Consider the following 18,719-nt stretch of genomic DNA (forward strand, 5'->3'; position numbering starts at 1 on the left):
CGCTTTACTTTTTAAGCGAGGAGAGAAAATGATGAAGTTTATTACATTTCGTCTTCCTTCACAAGAACTGCGAGCTGGATGGCTTGAAGGTGAAAAAGTTATTGATATGCATATAGCAAGCCATGGGGCACTTCCGTCCACAATGATTTCTTTTTTAGAGAAATCCGATGAATATATGAAAATCATCAGTAAGATTGGTACGCCAGAAAGAGGGATTTATCATATTACGGATGTAGAGCTTTGTGCACCTTTACCAAATCCGGGAAGTATCCGTGATTTTTATGCGTTTGAACAGCATGTAAAGACAGCTCGCGGCCGCCGTGGTTTGGAGATTGTTCCAGAGTGGTATGATATTCCTGTTTTTTATTTTACGAATCATCGCGCTGTTATCGGACCGGAAGAAGTTATTGTTTGTCCAGGCGCAACGAAGAAACTTGACTATGAATTAGAGATTGCTTGTGTCATTGGAAAAGAAGGTAAAAATATTTCGCGCGAGCAAGCACATGAATATATTTTCGGATATTGTATTATGAATGATTGGAGCGCTAGAGATTTACAAGCGCATGAAATGAAGGTCGGACTTGGACCGGCAAAAGGAAAGGATTTTGCTACATCGCTTGGGCCGTATATTGTGACGAAAGATGAGTTAGACATATATCGAAATGAGGATCGTTACAATTTAGAAATGACAGCTCATATTAATGGTGAACAATGGTCAAAAGGTAATTTTCAAGATATTTATTATACGTTTGCTGAAATGATTGAACGAGCATCTCAAGGTGTTACGTTGTATCCAGGAGATGTGCTTGGTTCTGGTACGGTTGGAAGCGGCTGTATTTTAGAACTTGGAACAGAGAGATGGCTGAAAGTTGGCGATGTGGTAGAGTTGAAAATTACTAGTTTAGGAACATTGCGTAATACGGTAAAAGCAGAAAAGGAAGCGGGGGATGAACATGTATTATCGTCGCATGGGGGAACTTCCTCGTAAACGACATGTACAGTTTCGTAAACAAGACGGAACGCTCTATCGTGAGCAAGTTATGGGGACGAAAGGTTTTTCTGGTACGCAATCTATTTTGTATCACCACTACATGCCAACAGAAGTGGGGCATGCTTCTTTAGCAGGGTCTTGTCGTGTGCAGTACGAAGAAGATGTGGCGTTAGCGCATCGTCATTTTCGGACGAAAGAATATAGAAAAATAGGAGATGCCGTGAACGGAAGGAATTTTCTATTAGGAAATGAAGACTTACGAATTGGGGTTGTAAACGGGGCGGAAAAAATGGATTATTTTTATCGCAATGGTGACGGAGATGAAATGCTATTTGTTCATTACGGATCTGGAAAAATTGAGACAATGTTTGGTACGATTCATTACCGAAAAGGAGATTATATTATCATTCCAATCGGTACAATTTATCGGGTAATCCCTGAAGCAGGGGAATCAAAACTTCTCGTTGTTGAAGCAAATAGTCAAATTACAACGCCGCGTAATTACCGCAATGAGTACGGACAATTGTTAGAACATAGTCCGTTTTGTGAGCGTGATATTCGTGGTCCAGAGACGTTGGAAACGTACGATGAAAAAGGTGAATTTGTTGTGATGACAAAGTCTAGAGGATATATGCATAAACATGTTTTGCAGCATCATCCTTTAGATGTTGTTGGATGGGATGGACATTTATATCCATGGGTATTTAATATTGAGGATTTTGAGCCAATTACAGGACGCATTCATCAGCCGCCGCCAGTACACCAAACATTTGAGGGGCATAACTTTGTTGTTTGCTCATTTGTTCCGCGTTTATATGATTATCATCCAGAAGCAATACCGGCACCTTATTATCATAGTAATGTAAATAGTGATGAGGTACTCTATTATGTAGAAGGCAATTTTATGAGCAGAAAAGGGGTAGAGGAAGGGTCTATTACTCTTCACCCAAGCGGTATTCCACACGGACCGCACCCTGGGAAAACAGAGGCTAGTCTTGGTAAAAAAGAAACAATTGAACTAGCGGTTATGATTGATACATTCCGGCCACTGCGCGTTATAAAAGATGCGCATGATATGGAAGATGAGAAATACATGTATAGCTGGCTAGAACAAGGCACATATACCGTATAAGATGTAAAGAACAACAAGCACACTCATTTGATGGGTGTGCTTGTGCTCATAAAGGAATCGACTTATATAAAATACCAAAAATATTTGTAAAATGATATAAAAATATAGAAATATAAACCATTTTTATGATTTTTATTTTTTTTAATTAGTAATACCATAACGAGCTGCACTACTTTGGATTATTCAAAGTAGTAGCAGAGGGACAAATTTCTCATTAAGTTATTGACGAAAAAAGGTGAAATAAGTAAAATGGATGTAAATATTAAAATTTTCAGAAAATTGTAAATGTTGAGGTGCTATGTATGAAGCAAATCTTTCAAAAAAAGCCGATTACACAATTGTTGCAAGAGGGAAGCCAGAAGAAATTAAATCGAACATTAGGAGCATTAGATTTAACTATGTTAGGGGTAGGAGCAATTGTTGGGACCGGTATTTTCGTTTTGACAGGAGTAGTTGCTGCGAAACATTCTGGACCGGCTATTATTTTATCTTTTGCATTAGCTGCGTTAGCTTGTGCCTTTGCTGCCTTTTGCTATGCAGAATTTGCTTCTAGCGTACCGGTATCGGGTAGTGTGTATACATATACATATGCAACGATGGGAGAAGTGTTTGCCTTTTTAATTGGATGGGATTTAATGCTTGAATACTTATTAGCAACATCAGCTGTTGCTAATGGATGGTCAGCTTATTTTCAGTCTTTATTAAATGGATTTGGAATTAAAATTCCAACCATTTTAGCTTCTGCTCCTGGGGCAGGAAAAGGTGGTATTATTGATTTACCAGCTGTTTGTATTATTTTAATTATGACGATTCTTTTATCACGAGGTGTTCGTGAAAGCGCCCGCGTAAATAACATTATGGTATTCATTAAATTAACCGTTGTTCTATTGTTCATCTTTGCTGGTGTTAAATATGTAAAACCGGAAAACTGGACACCGTTTATGCCGTTTGGTTTTGATGGTGTAATGGTAGGTGCAGCGACGGTATTCTTTGCTTTTATTGGTTTTGATGCTGTTTCAACAGCGGCGGAAGAAGTAAAACGTCCGCAGCGTGATTTACCAATTGGTATTATAGCATCGTTATTAATTTGTACGGTTTTGTACATTGCTGTTTCGCTTATTTTGACAGGTATTGTACCGTATGGAAAATTAAATATATCAGATCCAGTAGCATTTGCACTTCAATTTATCGGACAAGATGGTTTAGCTGGCGTTATTTCAGTAGGTGCCATTACAGGGATTACAACTGTTATGCTAGTTATGATGTATGGTCAAGTCCGTGTATCGTATGCAATGAGTCGTGATGGTTTATTGCCGAGCCGTTTTGCGAAGGTACATCCGCAGTTTAAAACACCGTTTCTAAATACGTGGATAACAGGTATTATAGCAGCGCTTATTTCGGGACTTGTTGACTTAAGTGTACTAGCTCACCTTGTTAATATCGGAACTCTATCTGCGTTCGCGCTTGTTGCAGTTGCGGTTATTGTAATGCGAAAAACACATCCGGATTTACCGCGTGCATTTAAAGCGCCGCTTGTGCCGTTTTTACCAGCATTAACTGTAATCTTTTGTGTATATTTAATGCTTCAATTACCGGCAATTACATGGAAAAGTTTTGGGGTTTGGATGGTAATTGGAATAGGAGTCTATTTCTTATATAGCAGAAAGAATAGTGCATTACACAAAGAATCTGGTGATGAAAAAACCGTTAATCTATAAAGTTGAAAGCCGTTCCTAGAAAAAGAACGGCTTTTTGTTTTTGAAAATTTACATTTTTCTAAAAATAATATAAGATGAAAATTGGTCGATAAAGTGAAGGTTTCGTTGGATTGTTGAACCGATTGGGCGCTTACTGCCTAAAAGGAGGGGGAGAATATGAAGAAAACATGGCAAGAATTAAAGCAAATGGATCGTAATGTTTGGATTCGATTTATTGGCGAAACGTTAAATGGAATTGCGATGATGATGTTAATGCCATTTTTTGCATTATATTTAAAAGATAAAGTAGATTCATTGCTACAAGTAGGAATTATTATGGCGCTGTCTCCAATTGCGGCAAGTTTTGGTTCTCTTATAGGTGGCCGAATTGCCGATATTTATGGAAGAAAGCCAATTATGATATTTTCAATGGCTAGCAATGCTATTTTAATGCTGGGGTTCTTATTTATAGATGGGTTTATACCATATGCTATCCTATCCATTTGTTTAGGGCTTAGTAATTCGTTGTTTCATCCAGCAGCTTCCGCTATGGTAGCTGATGTAACAGAACCTGAAAGGCGAACAGAAGCATACGGTTTGCTGCGGATGGGGCATAATATTGGAGCAGCAATTGGACCAATTCTAGGTGCTTCAGTTGCATTGCTTTCTAAAACGGTCATTTTTATGATTGCGTCATCTTCTATGCTCTTCTATGCATTACTAGTTTTACTACTTATTCAAGAAACAATGCCAAAAGATACAATAACACAGATGAATAAGGAAGAGGAGACGAAACAATCTGTATGGAAAGTTGTGTTTCAAGATAAAATTTTACTGGTTTATTTATTAGCTGGAATTGTTATTTCAATGGGATTTTCGCAAACAGAAGGTATGCTTCCTCTTCATTTTGATAATGAACTGAAAGGAATCTTTGGAATGAATAATCCATTTCCTTATTTAATGGCTATGAATGGACTTTTGGTGGTTTTGTTTCAATTTCAAATTTCGAAATGGGCGACAGGTAAACCGGTAGGAAAAACGATGCTATATGGTGCTTGGTTATTTGGAATAGGTCTTCTTGCCATCGGATGGCTTCCGAAATGGTTTGGCGGAATGGGGGCAAATACTACTGTAGTTCTTGTTACGCTATTAATTGTATATGCGATTTATACATTGGGAGAAATGATTATGTCTCCTGTCCAAATGACGTTCGTAGCAAATTTAGCACCAGAGCATTTGCGAGGTACGTATATGGGAGCGGCTAGCTTACAATGGATTACAGGTAATGCGTTTGGTCCGCTACTTGGAGGTTTTTTACTTGATCGTTTGTTAGGTCACGTTTTATTTACGATTTTAGGAATCGGATGTGTGATAGCGGGACTTGTTTACATATCATTAGACCGACTTGTAGAGCAAAAACAAAAGGATAACATGGTAAAGCAAACGTCATAAAATGAAACTTTAATCAGTGGGGGGTATTACTACCTACGAATGGCGAGATGAAGTTTTCATCATACACAAATAAGTTCTTTTTCTCATATTATTAGGTATATAACTAGAAAAATTGTTATGTCGACGTGGCCATCTTACTATTTGTGGACAGTTTCGCCTTTTAGGAAAATAGGAACTATCTATTTTCGTAAAAAGTGCTACAATAGAAAAATGAAAACAAACGATTAGGGTGATTTCATTATGAAAATTAAATTAGGTTTATTATATGGTGGAAAATCAGCAGAGCATCAGGTTTCTTTACAAACAGCTCTTGCTGTTAGTAAAGCGTTAGATCAAGAAAAATTTGAGGTTCATCCAATTTATATTACTGAACAAGGACAATGGATTCGCGGTGAGCGTATTGAAGGTGAAATAAACAGCGTTCAAGCGTTGCGATTGAACGGAGAAGAGAACGCAATTTCTCCTGTGTCATTAAGTTCAGAGATTATCCCGATGTCAGCTTCTGATAAAGAGAATGCACTCGATGTAATCTTTCCGTTATTACATGGACCAAATGGTGAAGATGGAACCGTACAAGGTTTGTTAGAACTTATAAATATTCCATATGTAGGGAACGGTGTATTAGCATCAGCTGCAGGTATGGATAAAGTTATTATGAAAAATATTTTTGCGGAAGCGGGCTTACCGCAAGCAAAATATGTTTCGTTCATTCGCAGTGCTTGGGAGAAAAATCGCACAGAAGCGTATGGAAAAGTTGAAGAAACATTAGGCTATCCATGTTTCGTGAAACCAGCAAATCTTGGCTCGAGCGTTGGAATTAATAAATGTAAAAATCGTACTGAGTTAGAGAGCGCATTTGAAGAAGCGTTCCAATTCGATCGTAAAATCATCGTAGAAGAGAATATTGTTGGTCGTGAAGTGGAAATTGGCGTATTAGGAAATGATGAACCGAAATGTTCAGTTGTAGGTGAAATCGTAGCTAAAAAAGAATTCTATGATTATAAATCAAAATACATTGATGGCGATACGGCGATGGTTATTCCTGCTGAAGTTAAGGAAGCGGAATATGAGAAGATTAAAGAGTATGCGATTCGTGCATTTCAATCTTTAGACGGTGCGGGATTAACGCGAGCAGATTTCTTCTTAACGAAAGATGGTGATGTATTTATTAATGAAGTAAATACAATGCCAGGATTCACGCCATTTAGTATGTTCCCTCTGTTATGGGAAAATACAGGATTGGCGTATCCAGAGCTTATTCAAGAGTTAGTGCGCTTAGCGATTGAACGTCATGAAGAAAAACAAAAAATTAAATATACAATCTAACAAGAAAGGAGAAGCACTATTCAAATGAATAGTGTTTCTTCCTTGTAAGGAGTGTTTTTATATGATACAACGAACAGCGAAGCAAGTTGAGCAAATGGTATGTGGAACTAGTTTAGCGGAGCAGTGGAATGATATAGCGATAAAAGGTGTTTCCATTGATACAAGGAAGATTGAACAAGGAAATTTATATGTTCCAATTCAAGGAGAACGTTTTGATGGTCATACTTTTGTGGGGAAAGCGATAGAAAATGGTGCTGTTGCAACGCTATGGAAAAAAGGTGTGGCAAACCCACCGGAAAATGTACCAGTTATTTTTGTGGAAGACACATTACAAGCATTACAGACATTAGCGAAAAACTATCGTGATCAATTAAATGTGAAAGTAGTTGGTGTAACAGGAAGTAACGGAAAAACATCAACGAAAGATATTGTGACAAGCTTACTTGGGACAAAATTTAAAGTGCAAAAAACAGAAGGGAATTTCAATAATCATATCGGACTTCCTTTGACAATTTTAAATTTAGAAGAAGATACGGAAATAGCTGTATTAGAAATGGGTATGTCGAGCCGTGGTGAAATTGAATTTTTGTCAAAGCTTGCTCGTCCTGATGCAGCGATTATCACAAATATTGGAGAAGCACATTTAATGGATTTGGGCTCTCGTGATGAAATTGCAGGAGCAAAGTTAGAAATTGTGTCAGGTTTACAAGATAATGGCGTATTTGTTTATAACGGAGATGAGCCATTGTTAACTACACGTGTACCAGGCATGAATTTATCAGCAAAGACAATTACATTCGGTGATGCGAGAGCGAATGATTACTATCCAGTATCTGTAAAGTTGGAAGCGACAGGTACACACTTTAAAATGAATCAAGCGCAGGATGTAGTATTTTATTTGCCCGTTCTTGGGAAACATAATGTATATAACGCATTAGCATCAATGGCGGTTGCTGAGTTCTTTGGCGTAACGTGGGAAGAAATGAAACAAGGTTTAGTGAATTTGAAAATGACAGGCATGCGTATGGAAGTTGTAAAAACGGATGCCGGGTTAACAATTATTAATGATGCATATAACGCGAGTCCGACAGCGATGGAAGCAGCGTTCCATTTAATGAATGAATTAAATGGATTTTCTAAAAAAATTCTCGTTCTTGGCGATATGTTAGAGCTTGGTAACCAAGAAGTACAATTTCATTATGAAGTTGGAAAACTAATTGATCCAGCTCGCATTGCATATGTGTTTACGTATGGTACGCTCGGGGAACAAATGGCAGAAGGCGCAAAAATTAATTTTCCTAATGACCGAGTGAAGGCTTATGACAATAAAGAAGAACTTGTTAAAGATTTAAAAGAAGTCATTGATGTGAAAGACGTTGTATTAGTAAAAGCATCTCGTGGCATGAAATTAGAGGAAATTATTACGATGATTAAGTAATGAGGGCCTTGTTGTCTTGTATATGGCCTGCTCTATTGGTTGATTACTGGAACCCCTTACAATAAATAAATTCGAAATCTAGGGTAAAGATGGAGAGAGTTGGGTTTGCTTTTTACACATACAAAACTTATAATTGATAGGGTGTAATAACGTTGTAGAGTATTTTTGTGATAAATGTAGGCCCGTTTATATATGTGAACATCAGGGAAAGGGCATTTTCCGCAAGTACGGAAAATGTCTTTTTTGAATGAATAGTTAGGATAATTACTCCTGCCATTTGAAAGTTATAATTGGTTGAAGTGGGGGTTTTACTACCCAGGAATAGCGGGATAAATTTGTCTCGGGACTACTTTTGTCTAGCTTTACGTTTGGATGTTTAAAGTACGCATACTTGTTACATTCATTTTTCAAAAGCTAGTTTTATTATAATTGTCAGGCAATCTTGCGCTGATAACGCATTTTGTCTGAAGAAGACTTAGCCCAACCTTACTTGGATATCCTGTAAATATGAGAAGAAGGAATAATCTGGGCTATTTTAGATAGAAAAGGAGAAGTAAAATTGACAACATTTCGAGAATTAGGATTAAGCAGTGCTTTGCTAAAGTCTGTTGAAAGCATGGGGTTTGAAGAGGCAACACCAATTCAGGCAGAAACAATTCCAGTAGCCTTACAAGGTGTAGACATCATTGGTCAAGCTCAAACAGGTACAGGGAAAACAGCTGCATTTGGATTACCACTATTAGAAAAAGTAAATACACGTCAAGATACAGTTCAAGGTATCGTTATCGCGCCAACTCGTGAGTTAGCAATTCAAGTAGGTGAAGAGCTATACAAAATTGGTCAACATAAGCGTGTGCGCATTTTACCAATCTATGGCGGTCAAGATATTAACCGTCAAATTCGTGCGTTGAAAAAAGGTCCACACATTATTGTGGGTACGCCAGGACGTATTTTAGATCATATTAAACGTAAAACACTTCGTCTGCAAAACGTAGAGACAGTTGTTCTTGATGAAGCAGATGAAATGTTAAATATGGGCTTCATTGAAGATATTGAAGCGATTTTAACAGATGTTCCTGAAACACACCAAACATTATTATTCTCAGCAACAATGCCAGATCCAATCCGTCGCATTGCTGAACGCTTCATGAGCGAGCCTACACATATTAAGGTTAAAGCGAAAGAAGTAACAATGCCAAACATTCAGCAGTTCTATTTAGAAGTGCAAGAGAAAAAGAAATTTGACGTGCTAACACGTTTATTAGATATTCAATCTCCAGAACTTGCAATCGTGTTCGGTCGTACAAAGCGTCGTGTTGATGAATTATCAGAAGCATTAAACTTACGTGGCTATGCAGCAGAAGGAATTCATGGTGATTTAACACAAGCGAAGCGTCTTTCTGTATTACGTAAATTTAAAGAGGGTTCAATTGAAGTTCTTGTTGCGACAGATGTAGCAGCACGTGGTCTTGATATTTCAGGTGTAACACACGTATATAACTTTGATATTCCACAAGACCCTGAATCATACGTACACCGCATTGGTCGTACAGGCCGTGCAGGTAAAACAGGTCTTGCAATGCTATTTGTAACACCACGTGAAACAGGTCAATTAAAGAATATTGAGCGTACAACAAAACGTAAAATAGATCGTATGACTCCGCCAACATTAGATGAAGCTTTAGAAGGCCAACAACGTTTGATCGCTGAAAAGCTTCAAAGCATTATTGAAAGTGAAAACTTATCATACTACAAGCGTATTGCAGAAGAGCTGTTAGAAGAGCATGATTCTGTAGCGGTTGTAGCAGGTGCTTTAAAAATGATGACAAAAGAGCCGGACGCAACGCCAGTTTCTTTAACGTCAGAGCCGCCAGTAGTTTCAAAAGATCGTTCTAGAAAGAGAAACGGAAACGGAAACGGAAATGGAAGAGGTGGTTATCGTGATGGTAACCGCGAAGGGAATCGTAACCGCGAAGGTGGCCGTAACCGTGATGGCAACCGCAATCGTGGCGGTCGTAAAGGAGAAGGTCAAGGACGCGGCGAAGGGCGTTCTGGAGCTCCTAGAGGACGCAGTGGCGAAAGAAAGCATACAAGTCGTAAACCGCAATCTAACTAATCTTATAGAAGAGAGACAGCCTTTTTCGAAAGGCTGTCTTTTTTTGTTTCTTTGTTTGGATATACTAGATAGAAACTTGTACCGGAAAAGAGGAAACAGAATGCTTGTAAAGCTTGGGTATGTTGCAATGAGTGTCCATTTAAAGAATGCTTCCCCTTCGCAAACAATGACGTATGCGCAGTTTCAACGAATACAAGAGAGAGAAGCGGCAATTAAAAAATTGGAGAGAATTTCTAATTCTAATTTAGAGAATTGTCTACGGTTGTTAAAACATAATTATGGACATGACATCTCGTTTTTTCGTTTAAGCTCAAAATTAATTCCTCTGGCAAACCATGAGGCGTTGTTAGAGTGGGATTATATCAAACCTTTGCGAGGGAATTTACGGAAAATTGGAGATTATGCGAAACAAAAAGGGATGCGAATTGATTTTCATCCAGATCATTTTGTTGTTTTAAATTCATTGCAGCCGCCTATTTTAAAGCAGGCTCTGAAAACTTTACAGATGCATGGGAAGTTGCTACAGGGAATGGGGATCGATAGAACGCATCGCTGTGTTTTGCATATTGGCGGTGCATATGGCAATAAAGAACAAGCGCTAGAACAATTTATTGAAAATTGGTCACTTGTTCCAGTGGGGATTCAAAGGATGATTATGTTAGAAAATGATGACACAACATTTTCTTTAAAAGAGGCATTGTATTTAGGAGAAAAACTTGAAATCCCCGTAGTTTTTGACTTGCATCATCATATGATGAATCATGATTTAGAAGGATGGGAAATCCACTGGGAACGTGTTGTGCAAACATGGGAGCAATCTCCTTTGCCTATTAAAATGCATATTTCTAGTCCGCGAGAAGGAAAGGATCTGAGGGCGCATGCCGATTTTATTGATTCTGATCCATTTCTTTCTTTTTTACGATATATAAGAGGAAGTGTTCCGGAAATACACTGTATGATAGAGGCAAAACAAAAAGACGAAGCACTCTTGCAGTTGATGAGGGATATGACAGATAAAGAGGGAGTGGAAATAATAGATGGTGCAAGCTTTTGGGTGAAATAAGCTTAAGCACCATCTGTTTTTTTTATAAATAATGGTCCTAAACAAGCGCCTGTGAGTAATCCAGCTAGATGGCTAATGGAATTTGTTGTTGTATCAAGAAATGTAAATGCTAGGAGAATACATAAAATCATAACAAAGAGAAGAATCTCTTTTTTTCTATTAGGCTGAAATTGCATATAGAATAGATAAAGCTGTACCCCTAATAGCCCGAAAATAGCACCAGAAGCTCCTGTATGAGTATAGTGGAGCGGAAATAAAAAGTAAGAGGCGATATTTCCGGCAATTCCAGACGTCAGAAACACAAATAAAAATCGAATGCCATGCAGTTGTTTTTCTAATGAAAATCCAAGCGCGAAGAAGCAGATACTATTGGATGAAAAATGAGAAAACGTTGTATGAACAAATAATGAAGAAATGATTCGCCACCATTCCCCTTCAGCTATACACTCGTTACAAGCAATTCCGATAGAGAGTCCGTTATTCCCTAATGATAGTAAAACAAGTTGTATAAAAAGTAGTGCCGTAGTAACGGGCGGGAAAGAAGAGAATGAGTATTTAAATGGAGTATTCATATTTACACTCCTTTTGCTGTTAGCGTATTGTCTGTTATTCTTACAATATGAAAGTGAGAAAGAAAATAGAAGGAAGGAACGGCAGGATATGATTGTAGGAGTTGGAATCGATATTATTGAAATTGAAAGAATTGAAAAAATGATAGAGGGGCAACCGAAATTTATAGAGCGTATTTTAACGGAAAATGAGCGCCGAGTGGCCTATACGTTAAAAGGGAAAAGACGTAGTGAATTTGTTGCAGGGCGCTTTGCAGCGAAAGAAGCGTATTCGAAAGCGCTTGGTACTGGGATTGGAAAAGAAGTTAGTTTTTTACATATTGAAATTATGAATGATGAAAGAGGGAAGCCTATTTTACTTGCTGATACAAATCATACTATTCATCTTTCAATTAGCCATAGCCGAGAGTTTGCAGTAGCGCAGGTTGTTTTAGAAAGCTCGTCAAGCTAGTCTGCATATTTCATCTCTTTGTCTCATATATTTGAGTAGCGTTAAGGAAGAGGTTTTCTTCCACTTACTTATTGAGACAAAGGGGCTGAACGTATGAAAAGGCGGCTATTTTTGTTTATTGCCGGTTTGTTGACCGTTTTTCTGTTAGCAGGTTGCATGGAGAAGAAGAAAGAAGATGTTGTGCAAGACTTGAATGAAAGAGTAAAAGATATGAAAAGCTATCAAGCAGAAGCGAAACTATCGATTAAAACGGGAAATGAACCACAGGTGTATGATGTTGAAGTTTGGTATAATAAACCATCGTATTACCGAGTAAATTTAAAAAACGCAAAGAAAGATCAAAGTCAAATTATTTTACGAAATGATGAAGGTGTGTTTGTTCTTACTCCATCTTTAAATAAAAGTTTTCGCTTTCAAAGTGATTGGCCGCAAAATAGCAGTCAAGCATATTTATATGAATCACTTGTCAGAGATATTTTGAACGATAAGGACCGCTCATTTAAGAAAACAGACAAATATTATGTGTTTGAAACAAAAACAAACTATCATCATCAAAATATGTTGCCAAAGCAACAAATTACATTTAATAAAAAAGATTTATCGCCTGTTTCAGTGAAATTGATGGATAACGATCAAAATGTTCTTGTGCAAGTAGATTTTTCGAAAATAAAGTTTGATGCGAAATTTGATAAAGGCGCATTTGATACGAAACAAAATATGTCTAGAGCACAAGTGGATATACAAACGACAGCTCAACAAGAAAAACCATTTGCTGTTTTGTATCCAAGTGATACACCACAAGGTATGACTTTAAAAGAAGAGAAAGAGTTTAATACAGATAACGGAAAACGTAGTATTCTTACGTACACTGGTAATAAGAAGAGTTTTACATTAATACAAGAAAAGGCGAAAGTAGCACCAACTATTGCGACGCAAAGTGTAAGTGGGGAGCCTGTTGATTTAGGTTTCACTATTGGGGCGTTAACAAAGGATTCGGTTACATGGTCACATAACGGAGTGGAGTATATGCTTGTAACAAAAGATTTGAAACAAGAAGAATTATTAATGGTAGCGCGTTCTGTGACTCAGAAACAAGTGAAGTAAACGACTAAAACGTGGTGACTACAGTGTACACCACGTTTTTTAGCACGTTTTCACGTATTGATAAAAATTTTTATGAAATCTGATGAAATAAAGGTGAGGAAAAAGTGAATATAAAAGAATAAGCTTTGCATATCGTATAAAGGAAGTGTTTTTTCTAGATGGAAGAATCGTCATTTTATCGTGATACGTGGGTCGAGGTAAACTTAGGTGCGATTTATGAGAATGCAACTCGTATTAAGTCTATTATTCTTAAGGGTGTAGAGCTTTTTGCTGTTGTGAAAGCAAATGCATGTGGTCATCGATCAGTGCAAGTTGCAGGTGCAATATTAGCGGCGGGAGCAACAAGGTTAGCTATTGTTTTTTTTTATGAAGCTTTGGTTTTAAGAAGAGCTGGAATTAAATCGCCTATTTTAGTGTTAGGTCCTTCGCGTCCAGAAGATGTTAATGTGGCAGCGGAGAATGACATTACATGAACTGTATTTCAAAAAGAATTGGAAGACAAGACAATCAGTATATTGGTGCTACTGAGGTTGCAGAGTATTTAGGGACAATTAATTATGAAGTAATTGCAACAATTGAGTTTCGTGTTCCACGCGTATATGTGAAAAATGGAGAAGTTGTAGAGGTGGTAAATTATTTGCATGATATATAAGAGGGGCTTCCGAAGTTTAAATGTATGTTTATTTTTTACTAGATGGTGATTTGAGAAACTCGCTTTAGAAGAATAGCAAAGAAAAACAAAGGGAAATGAATGTTTTATTTCCAAGTTGGAAAACATAAAACAAGACATTAGGAAGTCTTTGCAACAGGCCCTATACAATGGTATTATTACAATAGGTGTCATATATGTGTGTGTAGTTGACGGTGGAGGTGTATTTTTGTGTCCGAATCAAGTGTAACTACTGAAATCGTTGTTCGGTTGCCAAAACAAGTGGTAACAGAATTAGACGGACTTGGAAAACAAGAGAATAAGAATCGCCATGAACTTATTTGCCAGGCAACACAATTGCTATTGCGCCAACATAAAACGAAGAAGCGCTACCAGCATGAATCAATGAGACGTGGGTACATTGAAATGGGAAAAATCAATCTTGGTATTGCATCTGAAGCTTTCTTAGCAGAGTATGAAGCAGCTCATACAGTAGAACGCTTAGTTAGCGGGGGGTAATCTTTTGATTGTAAAACGCGGCGACGTGTATTTTGCAGACCTTTCCCCAGTTGTTGGTTCTGAGCAAGGAGGCGTTCGTCCGGTTCTTGTCATTCAAAATGACATCGGGAATCGTTTTAGTCCTACCGTAATTGTGGCGGCCATTACTGCGCAGATTCAGAAAGCAAAATTGCCCACCCATGTGGAAATCGATGCAAAAAAGTATGGATTTGAGAGAGATTCGGTTATCTTGCTCGAACAGATTCGAACAATCGATAAGCAGCGCTTAACGGACAAAATCACTCAGTTAGACGATCTGATGATGAATCGTGTAGATGAAGCTCTGCAAATTAGTTTAGGACTGATAGATTTTTAGTTCAACGTTGAAGTTGCTCTCTTTTAAGAGCAACTTTTTTTATTATTGAAGGAGGTTTTGTTGCAAATGGAAATGGTAGATAATCGCCAAGGATTAATGAAAATGTTAGCGAAAGAATTGGATTTTTCAGAGAAGCAAGTTCGTCATGTTATTGAGTTAACAGAGGAAGGTAATACAGTCCCTTTTATTGCTCGTTATCGAAAAGAATGGACAAACTCATTAGATGAAGTGCAAATTCGTTCGATTTTAGAAAGATGGCAATATATCAATCAACTTGAAAATCGTAAAGAAGAAGTGTTGCGTTTAATTCATGAAAAGGGAAAGCTTACAGAAGAATTGCGTCGTAACATTACATCTGCAACAAAACTACAAGGGGTTGAGGATTTATATCGTCCGTATAAAGAAAAACGAAGAACAAAAGCAACAATTGCGAAAGAGAAGGGATTAGAACCTCTAGCAGATTGGCTATTAACGTTTGCGAAGGATGATGTGCTAGAAAAAGCAAAAGTGTTCGTAAATGAGGAAAAAGAAGTTCAGTCGCCGGAAGAAGCACTGCAGGGGGCGAAAGACATTATTGCGGAATATGTGTCTGATGAAGCATCTTATCGTAGTTGGATTCGCAATACTACCTTTAGAAAAGGTGTAATTTCAGCAGTTGTAAAAGATGAAGAAAAAGACGAAAAGAATGTATACGAAATGTATTACAGCTATGAAGAACCACTGCAAAAGGTTGTTCCGCACCGTGTATTGGCTATGAATCGTGGTGAAAAAGAAGACATTTTGAAAATAACAATTGTTCCTCCGGTTGAAGACATTCTTCAATTTTTACATAAAAAAGTTATTCATAATTCGTCCGTATCAAGTGCAGATTATGTACAAGAAGCGATCGAAGATGGTTATAAGCGTTTAATTCAACCATCTATTGAAAGGGAAATTCGTAAAGAGCTAACAGAAGTAGCAGAAGAACAAGCAATTCATATTTTTTCAGAGAATTTACGAAATTTATTGTTACAACCGCCGATGAAGGGGAAAGTAGCATTGGCTGTAGACCCTGCTTATCGTACGGGATGTAAACTAGCAGTTGTAGATGATACGGGGAAAGTGCTTCATATCGATGTCATCTATCCGCATCCACCTGTTCGGAAGTATGAAGAAGCGAAAAAGAAATGTATTTCCATTTTAGAAAAGTATGAAGTAGAGGTAATTGCTATAGGTAATGGCACGGCTTCCCGTGAAACGGAAGAATTTATTGTAGATGTACTACAGGTAGTTTCTCGTGATGTGTTTTATATTATTGTCAATGAAGCGGGTGCAAGTGTATATTCTGCATCAGAATTAGCGAGAGAAGAGTTTCCGAATTTGCAAGTTGAAGAAAGAAGCGCAGTTTCCATTGGAAGACGTTTGCAAGATCCGCTTGCAGAATTAGTAAAGATTGATCCGAAGTCTGTTGGTGTAGGACAATACCAACATGATGTATCACAAAAACGATTGAATGAATCATTAACATTTGTTGTTGAAACGGCTGTAAACCAAGTTGGAGTGAATGTAAATACTGCTTCTGTTTCTTTACTGCAATATGTTTCTGGTTTATCAAAAACAGTTGCGAAAAATATTGTAAAAAAACGTGAAGAGAGTGGGAAGTTTACGAAACGTGCTGAACTAAAAGATATACCGCGATTAGGTGCAAAGACATATGAACAATGCATCGGATTTTTACGAGTTTTAGAAGGTGAGAATCCGCTTGATCGAACAAGCATTCATCCAGAGCAATATAAGAATGTGGAATTGTTATTGAAAAGTTTAGGATTATCTATTACAGATGTTGGACAACCTCATTTGCAAAAACGCTTAGAGGAAGTGGAAATTCCCTCGTTATCAGAGCAAACGAACATTGGTGAACCTACGCTGCGAGATATTATTGATGCCCTTATTCGTCCGGAGCGAGACTTACGTGATGAATTACCAAAGCCGCTTCTTAAAAAAGGTATCTTAAAATTAGAAGATTTAAAACGCGGTATGGAATTGGAAGGTACAGTTCGGAATGTTGTTGACTTTGGTGCTTTTATTGATATTGGTGTAAAACAAGATGGGCTAGTTCATATTTCGAAAATGAGTAATCAGTTTGTAAAACATCCATTAGATATTGTGTCTGTCGGACAAATTGTAAAAGTGTGGGTCGATGCGGTTGATATGAAAAAAGGACGCGTTGCCTTATCTATGTTACCGCTAGAAGATTGAAAAAAATAAATGATTGGGTACCACGCCATCGGTAAGTTTATTATTAGTTGAATGAAAAGGGAGTGGAATATTGATCCATTCCCTTTGTTTATTAAGGATGTTGCTTCTTTTTATAAAAAAACCAGCATTCGTTAAGTAATTTGATTTGATAGCGGTTTTTTTCATAATAAGCACGCCGCATTTGTTTGCGAAGCCATGCTGGCATATGAATCCCTCCTTTGATAAGAATGAGGATGGGTATATGTACTATTTAATGTATGCATGAGACAAACGAGACGTGTGAATTTATTTTAATGGGTAGGAGAGATGAGGGTGCATGAAGTAGATATTCAGAAATTAGTGGAGGAGGTATCGATAAAATATTTTGCGAGACCTTTTTTGCATAAGGCGATGTTTAATAAACGGTTACGTACGACAGGTGGGCGGTATATACTAAGCACTCATAATATAGAGCTAAATTATCATTATTATGTAGTGCATGGGGAAAATGAATTGATTGAAGTAATTAAACATGAGTTATGTCATTATCATTTGCATCTTATGGGGAAAGGGTATCAGCATAGAGATAAAGACTTTCGTGAATTATTAAAGCAAGTAAATGCACCGCGTTTTTGTAAAAGAATGTTGGGAAGGCAAGTGGAGAGAGCGCAATATGTGTATGAATGTATAACGTGTCATTTTCAATATGTAAGAAGGCGTAAAGTGAATACAGTTCGGTATGTATGTGGGAAGTGTAAAGGGAAATTAAAGCAGGTTTAAAAACTCCTTGACACTAAAAAAACAATCCAGTATATTATAAACATGTCACGTCACTACAGAATATTGTAGGAAGCACTTGACTTAGAAAATGAATTTTTATAAGATATAAATTGTCTTTGATATTCCGCAGTAGCTCAGTGGTAGAGCTATCGGCTGTTAACCGATCGGTCGTAGGTTCGAGTCCTACCTGCGGAGCCATATAGAGAAGTACCCAAGTGGCTCAAGGGGCTCCCCTGCTAAGGGAGTAGATCGCTTACGCGGTGCGAGGGTTCGAATCCCTTCTTCTCTGCCATAATTTTGGCCCGTTGGTCAAGTGGTTAAGACACCGCCCTTTCACGGCGGTAACACGGGTTCGAATCCCGTACGGGTCACCACTTTGGAGGATTAGCTCAGCTGGGAGAGCACCTGCCTTACAAGCAGGGGGTCGGCGGTTCGATCCCGTCATCCTCCACCATATAAATTTATGAATATCATCGCGGGGTGGAGCAGTCTGGTAGCTCGTCGGGCTCATAACCCGAAGGTCGCAGGTTCAAATCCTGTCCCCGCAACCAATGGTCCCGTGGTGTAGTGGTTAACATGCCTGCCTGTCACGCAGGAGATCGCCGGTTCGACCCCGGTCGGGACCGCCATTTAAACTTCTGACAGATGGAAGTTGTTTTTTTTGTTAGAGGGATGGAAAAATGTTTTTCATTCTCTTAAATTAATGGGCTATAGCCAAGCGGTAAGGCAACGGACTTTGACTCCGTCATGCGCTGGTTCGAATCCAGCTAGCCCAGCCATTTAAGTAAGAGCCATTAGCTCAGTTGGTAGAGCATCTGACTTTTAATCAGAGGGTCGAAGGTTCGAGTCCTTCATGGCTC

17 protein-coding genes, 8 tRNA genes and 1 pseudogene are annotated in these 18,719 nt (G+C 38.0%); 24 read left to right on the forward strand and 2 right to left on the reverse strand.

The genetic code is table 11. From position 1 onward, the window contains the following. The first annotated feature begins 31 nt into the window (after window positions 1-31). The 8 genes from PLX19_RS21610 to uvsE all read left to right on the forward strand — a co-directional run bounded on the left by PLX19_RS21610 (window position 32) and on the right by uvsE (window position 11,215). Window positions 32-988, forward strand: a complete 957-nt coding sequence (locus PLX19_RS21610; protein WP_272190940.1) for a fumarylacetoacetate hydrolase family protein — start codon at window positions 32-34, stop codon at window positions 986-988. Continuing rightward, window positions 954-2,123: a homogentisate 1,2-dioxygenase gene (locus tag PLX19_RS21615; protein WP_272190941.1), complete on the forward strand. Its 1,170-nt coding sequence runs from the start codon at window positions 954-956 to the stop codon at window positions 2,121-2,123. Before PLX19_RS21610 ends, PLX19_RS21615 begins: the two co-directional genes overlap by 35 nt. Before the next feature lie 302 nt (window positions 2,124-2,425). After that, on the forward strand, window positions 2,426-3,841 hold the full coding sequence (locus PLX19_RS21620) for an amino acid permease (RefSeq protein ID WP_272190942.1): 1,416 nt from the start codon (window positions 2,426-2,428) through the stop codon (window positions 3,839-3,841). A gap of 156 nt (window positions 3,842-3,997) precedes the next feature. After that, window positions 3,998-5,272 (forward strand): MDR family MFS transporter, encoded by a 1,275-nt coding sequence (locus PLX19_RS21625; protein ID WP_272190943.1) that lies wholly within the window; start codon window positions 3,998-4,000, stop codon window positions 5,270-5,272. 237 nt (window positions 5,273-5,509) lie between these two features. Continuing rightward, on the forward strand, window positions 5,510-6,598 hold the full coding sequence (locus PLX19_RS21630) for a D-alanine--D-alanine ligase (protein WP_272190958.1): 1,089 nt from the start codon (window positions 5,510-5,512) through the stop codon (window positions 6,596-6,598). Between the two features lie 61 nt (window positions 6,599-6,659). Then, window positions 6,660-8,036 carry a UDP-N-acetylmuramoyl-tripeptide--D-alanyl-D-alanine ligase gene (locus tag PLX19_RS21635; RefSeq protein ID WP_272190944.1) on the forward strand — a complete coding sequence of 459 codons (1,377 nt, stop codon included), beginning with the start codon at window positions 6,660-6,662 and terminating at the stop codon, window positions 8,034-8,036. A gap of 559 nt (window positions 8,037-8,595) precedes the next feature. Next, entirely contained in the window at window positions 8,596-10,152 is a 1,557-nt protein-coding gene (locus PLX19_RS21640) for a DEAD/DEAH box helicase (RefSeq protein ID WP_272190946.1), read from the forward strand. Window positions 10,153-10,252: 100 nt separating this feature from the next. Next, window positions 10,253-11,215 (forward strand): UV DNA damage repair endonuclease UvsE, encoded by a 963-nt coding sequence (uvsE, locus tag PLX19_RS21645; protein WP_272190948.1) that lies wholly within the window; start codon window positions 10,253-10,255, stop codon window positions 11,213-11,215. Window positions 11,216-11,217: 2 nt separating this feature from the next. On the opposite strand, the gene PLX19_RS21650 is transcribed toward uvsE, so the two are convergent. Beyond that, the gene (locus PLX19_RS21650) at window positions 11,218-11,787 is read right to left on the reverse strand and encodes a rhomboid family intramembrane serine protease (RefSeq protein WP_272190949.1); all 570 of its coding nucleotides are present in this window, start codon (window positions 11,785-11,787) and stop codon (window positions 11,218-11,220) included. 88 nt (window positions 11,788-11,875) lie between these two features. Between PLX19_RS21650 and acpS the strand changes: the two genes are divergently transcribed. From acpS to PLX19_RS21685, 7 genes and pseudogenes are all read left to right on the forward strand, one after another. Further along, complete coding sequence (acpS, locus tag PLX19_RS21655) at window positions 11,876-12,235, forward strand: holo-ACP synthase (RefSeq protein ID WP_272190950.1); 360 nt, start codon at window positions 11,876-11,878, stop codon at window positions 12,233-12,235. A gap of 156 nt (window positions 12,236-12,391) precedes the next feature. Further along, window positions 12,392-13,339, forward strand: a complete 948-nt coding sequence (locus PLX19_RS21660; protein ID WP_272190959.1) for a LolA family protein — start codon at window positions 12,392-12,394, stop codon at window positions 13,337-13,339. Window positions 13,340-13,497: 158 nt separating this feature from the next. Further along, window positions 13,498-13,809: pseudogene (locus tag PLX19_RS21665) on the forward strand (alanine racemase); the annotation flags it as partial. Continuing rightward, on the forward strand, window positions 13,809-13,991 hold the full coding sequence (locus tag PLX19_RS21670; protein ID WP_272190951.1) for an alanine racemase C-terminal domain-containing protein: 183 nt from the start codon (window positions 13,809-13,811) through the stop codon (window positions 13,989-13,991). The pseudogene PLX19_RS21665 and the gene PLX19_RS21670, both read left to right, overlap by 1 nt. Window positions 13,992-14,219: 228 nt before the next feature. Then, complete coding sequence (locus PLX19_RS21675; protein ID WP_272190952.1) at window positions 14,220-14,507, forward strand: antitoxin endoai; 288 nt, start codon at window positions 14,220-14,222, stop codon at window positions 14,505-14,507. A gap of 4 nt (window positions 14,508-14,511) precedes the next feature. Further along, entirely contained in the window at window positions 14,512-14,862 is a 351-nt protein-coding gene (ndoA, locus tag PLX19_RS21680) for a type II toxin-antitoxin system endoribonuclease NdoA (protein ID WP_020063273.1), read from the forward strand. A 66-nt stretch (window positions 14,863-14,928) separates the two neighbouring features. Beyond that, a complete protein-coding gene (locus tag PLX19_RS21685) occupies window positions 14,929-17,100 on the forward strand; it encodes a Tex family protein (protein ID WP_272190953.1) in 2,172 nt (723 codons plus the stop codon). Window positions 17,101-17,191: 91 nt separating this feature from the next. On the opposite strand, the gene cmpA is transcribed toward PLX19_RS21685, so the two are convergent. Further along, window positions 17,192-17,305 (reverse strand): cortex morphogenetic protein CmpA, encoded by a 114-nt coding sequence (cmpA, locus tag PLX19_RS21690; protein ID WP_020063275.1) that lies wholly within the window; start codon window positions 17,303-17,305, stop codon window positions 17,192-17,194. A gap of 101 nt (window positions 17,306-17,406) precedes the next feature. Between cmpA and PLX19_RS21695 the strand changes: the two genes are divergently transcribed. From PLX19_RS21695 to PLX19_RS21735, 9 genes are all read left to right on the forward strand, one after another. Next, window positions 17,407-17,859 carry a SprT family protein gene (locus tag PLX19_RS21695; RefSeq protein WP_272190954.1) on the forward strand — a complete coding sequence of 151 codons (453 nt, stop codon included), beginning with the start codon at window positions 17,407-17,409 and terminating at the stop codon, window positions 17,857-17,859. Between the two features lie 123 nt (window positions 17,860-17,982). Continuing rightward, window positions 17,983-18,057, forward strand: a tRNA-Asn gene (locus tag PLX19_RS21700). 3 nt (window positions 18,058-18,060) lie between these two features. After that, window positions 18,061-18,151 (forward strand) — tRNA-Ser (locus PLX19_RS21705). Between the two features lie 7 nt (window positions 18,152-18,158). Beyond that, window positions 18,159-18,233, forward strand: a tRNA-Glu gene (locus PLX19_RS21710). A 4-nt stretch (window positions 18,234-18,237) separates the two neighbouring features. Then, window positions 18,238-18,313 (forward strand) — tRNA-Val (locus PLX19_RS21715). Between the two features lie 20 nt (window positions 18,314-18,333). Further along, window positions 18,334-18,410, forward strand: a tRNA-Met gene (locus tag PLX19_RS21720). 2 nt (window positions 18,411-18,412) lie between these two features. After that, window positions 18,413-18,488, forward strand: a tRNA-Asp gene (locus tag PLX19_RS21725). A 75-nt stretch (window positions 18,489-18,563) separates the two neighbouring features. Continuing rightward, a tRNA-Gln gene (locus tag PLX19_RS21730) sits at window positions 18,564-18,638 on the forward strand. A 9-nt stretch (window positions 18,639-18,647) separates the two neighbouring features. Then, window positions 18,648-18,719: transfer RNA gene (locus PLX19_RS21735), tRNA-Lys, on the forward strand.

The sequence above is a fragment of the Bacillus sp. BP-3 genome (assembly GCF_028401955.1).
In the GTDB taxonomy this organism is placed as follows: Bacteria; Bacillota; Bacilli; order Bacillales; family Bacillaceae_G; genus Bacillus_A.

Bases quoted from the DNA above. Each gene is read 5' to 3' on its own strand.
- PLX19_RS21610 (WP_272190940.1), top strand. From the start codon at position 32: ATGAAGTTTATTACATTTCGTCTTCCTTCACAAGAACTGCGAGCTGGA.
- PLX19_RS21615 (WP_272190941.1), top strand. From the start codon at position 954: ATGTATTATCGTCGCATGGGGGAACTTCCTCGTAAACGACATGTACAG.
- PLX19_RS21620 (WP_272190942.1), top strand. From the start codon at position 2,426: ATGAAGCAAATCTTTCAAAAAAAGCCGATTACACAATTGTTGCAAGAG.
- PLX19_RS21625 (WP_272190943.1), top strand. From the start codon at position 3,998: ATGAAGAAAACATGGCAAGAATTAAAGCAAATGGATCGTAATGTTTGG.
- PLX19_RS21635 (WP_272190944.1), top strand. From the start codon at position 6,660: ATGATACAACGAACAGCGAAGCAAGTTGAGCAAATGGTATGTGGAACT.
- uvsE (WP_272190948.1), top strand. From the start codon at position 10,253: ATGCTTGTAAAGCTTGGGTATGTTGCAATGAGTGTCCATTTAAAGAAT.
- PLX19_RS21650 (WP_272190949.1), bottom strand. From the start codon at position 11,787: ATGAATACTCCATTTAAATACTCATTCTCTTCTTTCCCGCCCGTTACT.
- acpS (WP_272190950.1), top strand. From the start codon at position 11,876: ATGATTGTAGGAGTTGGAATCGATATTATTGAAATTGAAAGAATTGAA.
- PLX19_RS21660 (WP_272190959.1), top strand. From the start codon at position 12,392: ATGGAGAAGAAGAAAGAAGATGTTGTGCAAGACTTGAATGAAAGAGTA.
- PLX19_RS21670 (WP_272190951.1), top strand. From the start codon at position 13,809: ATGAACTGTATTTCAAAAAGAATTGGAAGACAAGACAATCAGTATATT.
- PLX19_RS21685 (WP_272190953.1), top strand. From the start codon at position 14,929: ATGGAAATGGTAGATAATCGCCAAGGATTAATGAAAATGTTAGCGAAA.
- cmpA (WP_020063275.1), bottom strand. From the start codon at position 17,305: ATGCCAGCATGGCTTCGCAAACAAATGCGGCGTGCTTATTATGAAAAA.
- PLX19_RS21695 (WP_272190954.1), top strand. From the start codon at position 17,407: ATGAGGGTGCATGAAGTAGATATTCAGAAATTAGTGGAGGAGGTATCG.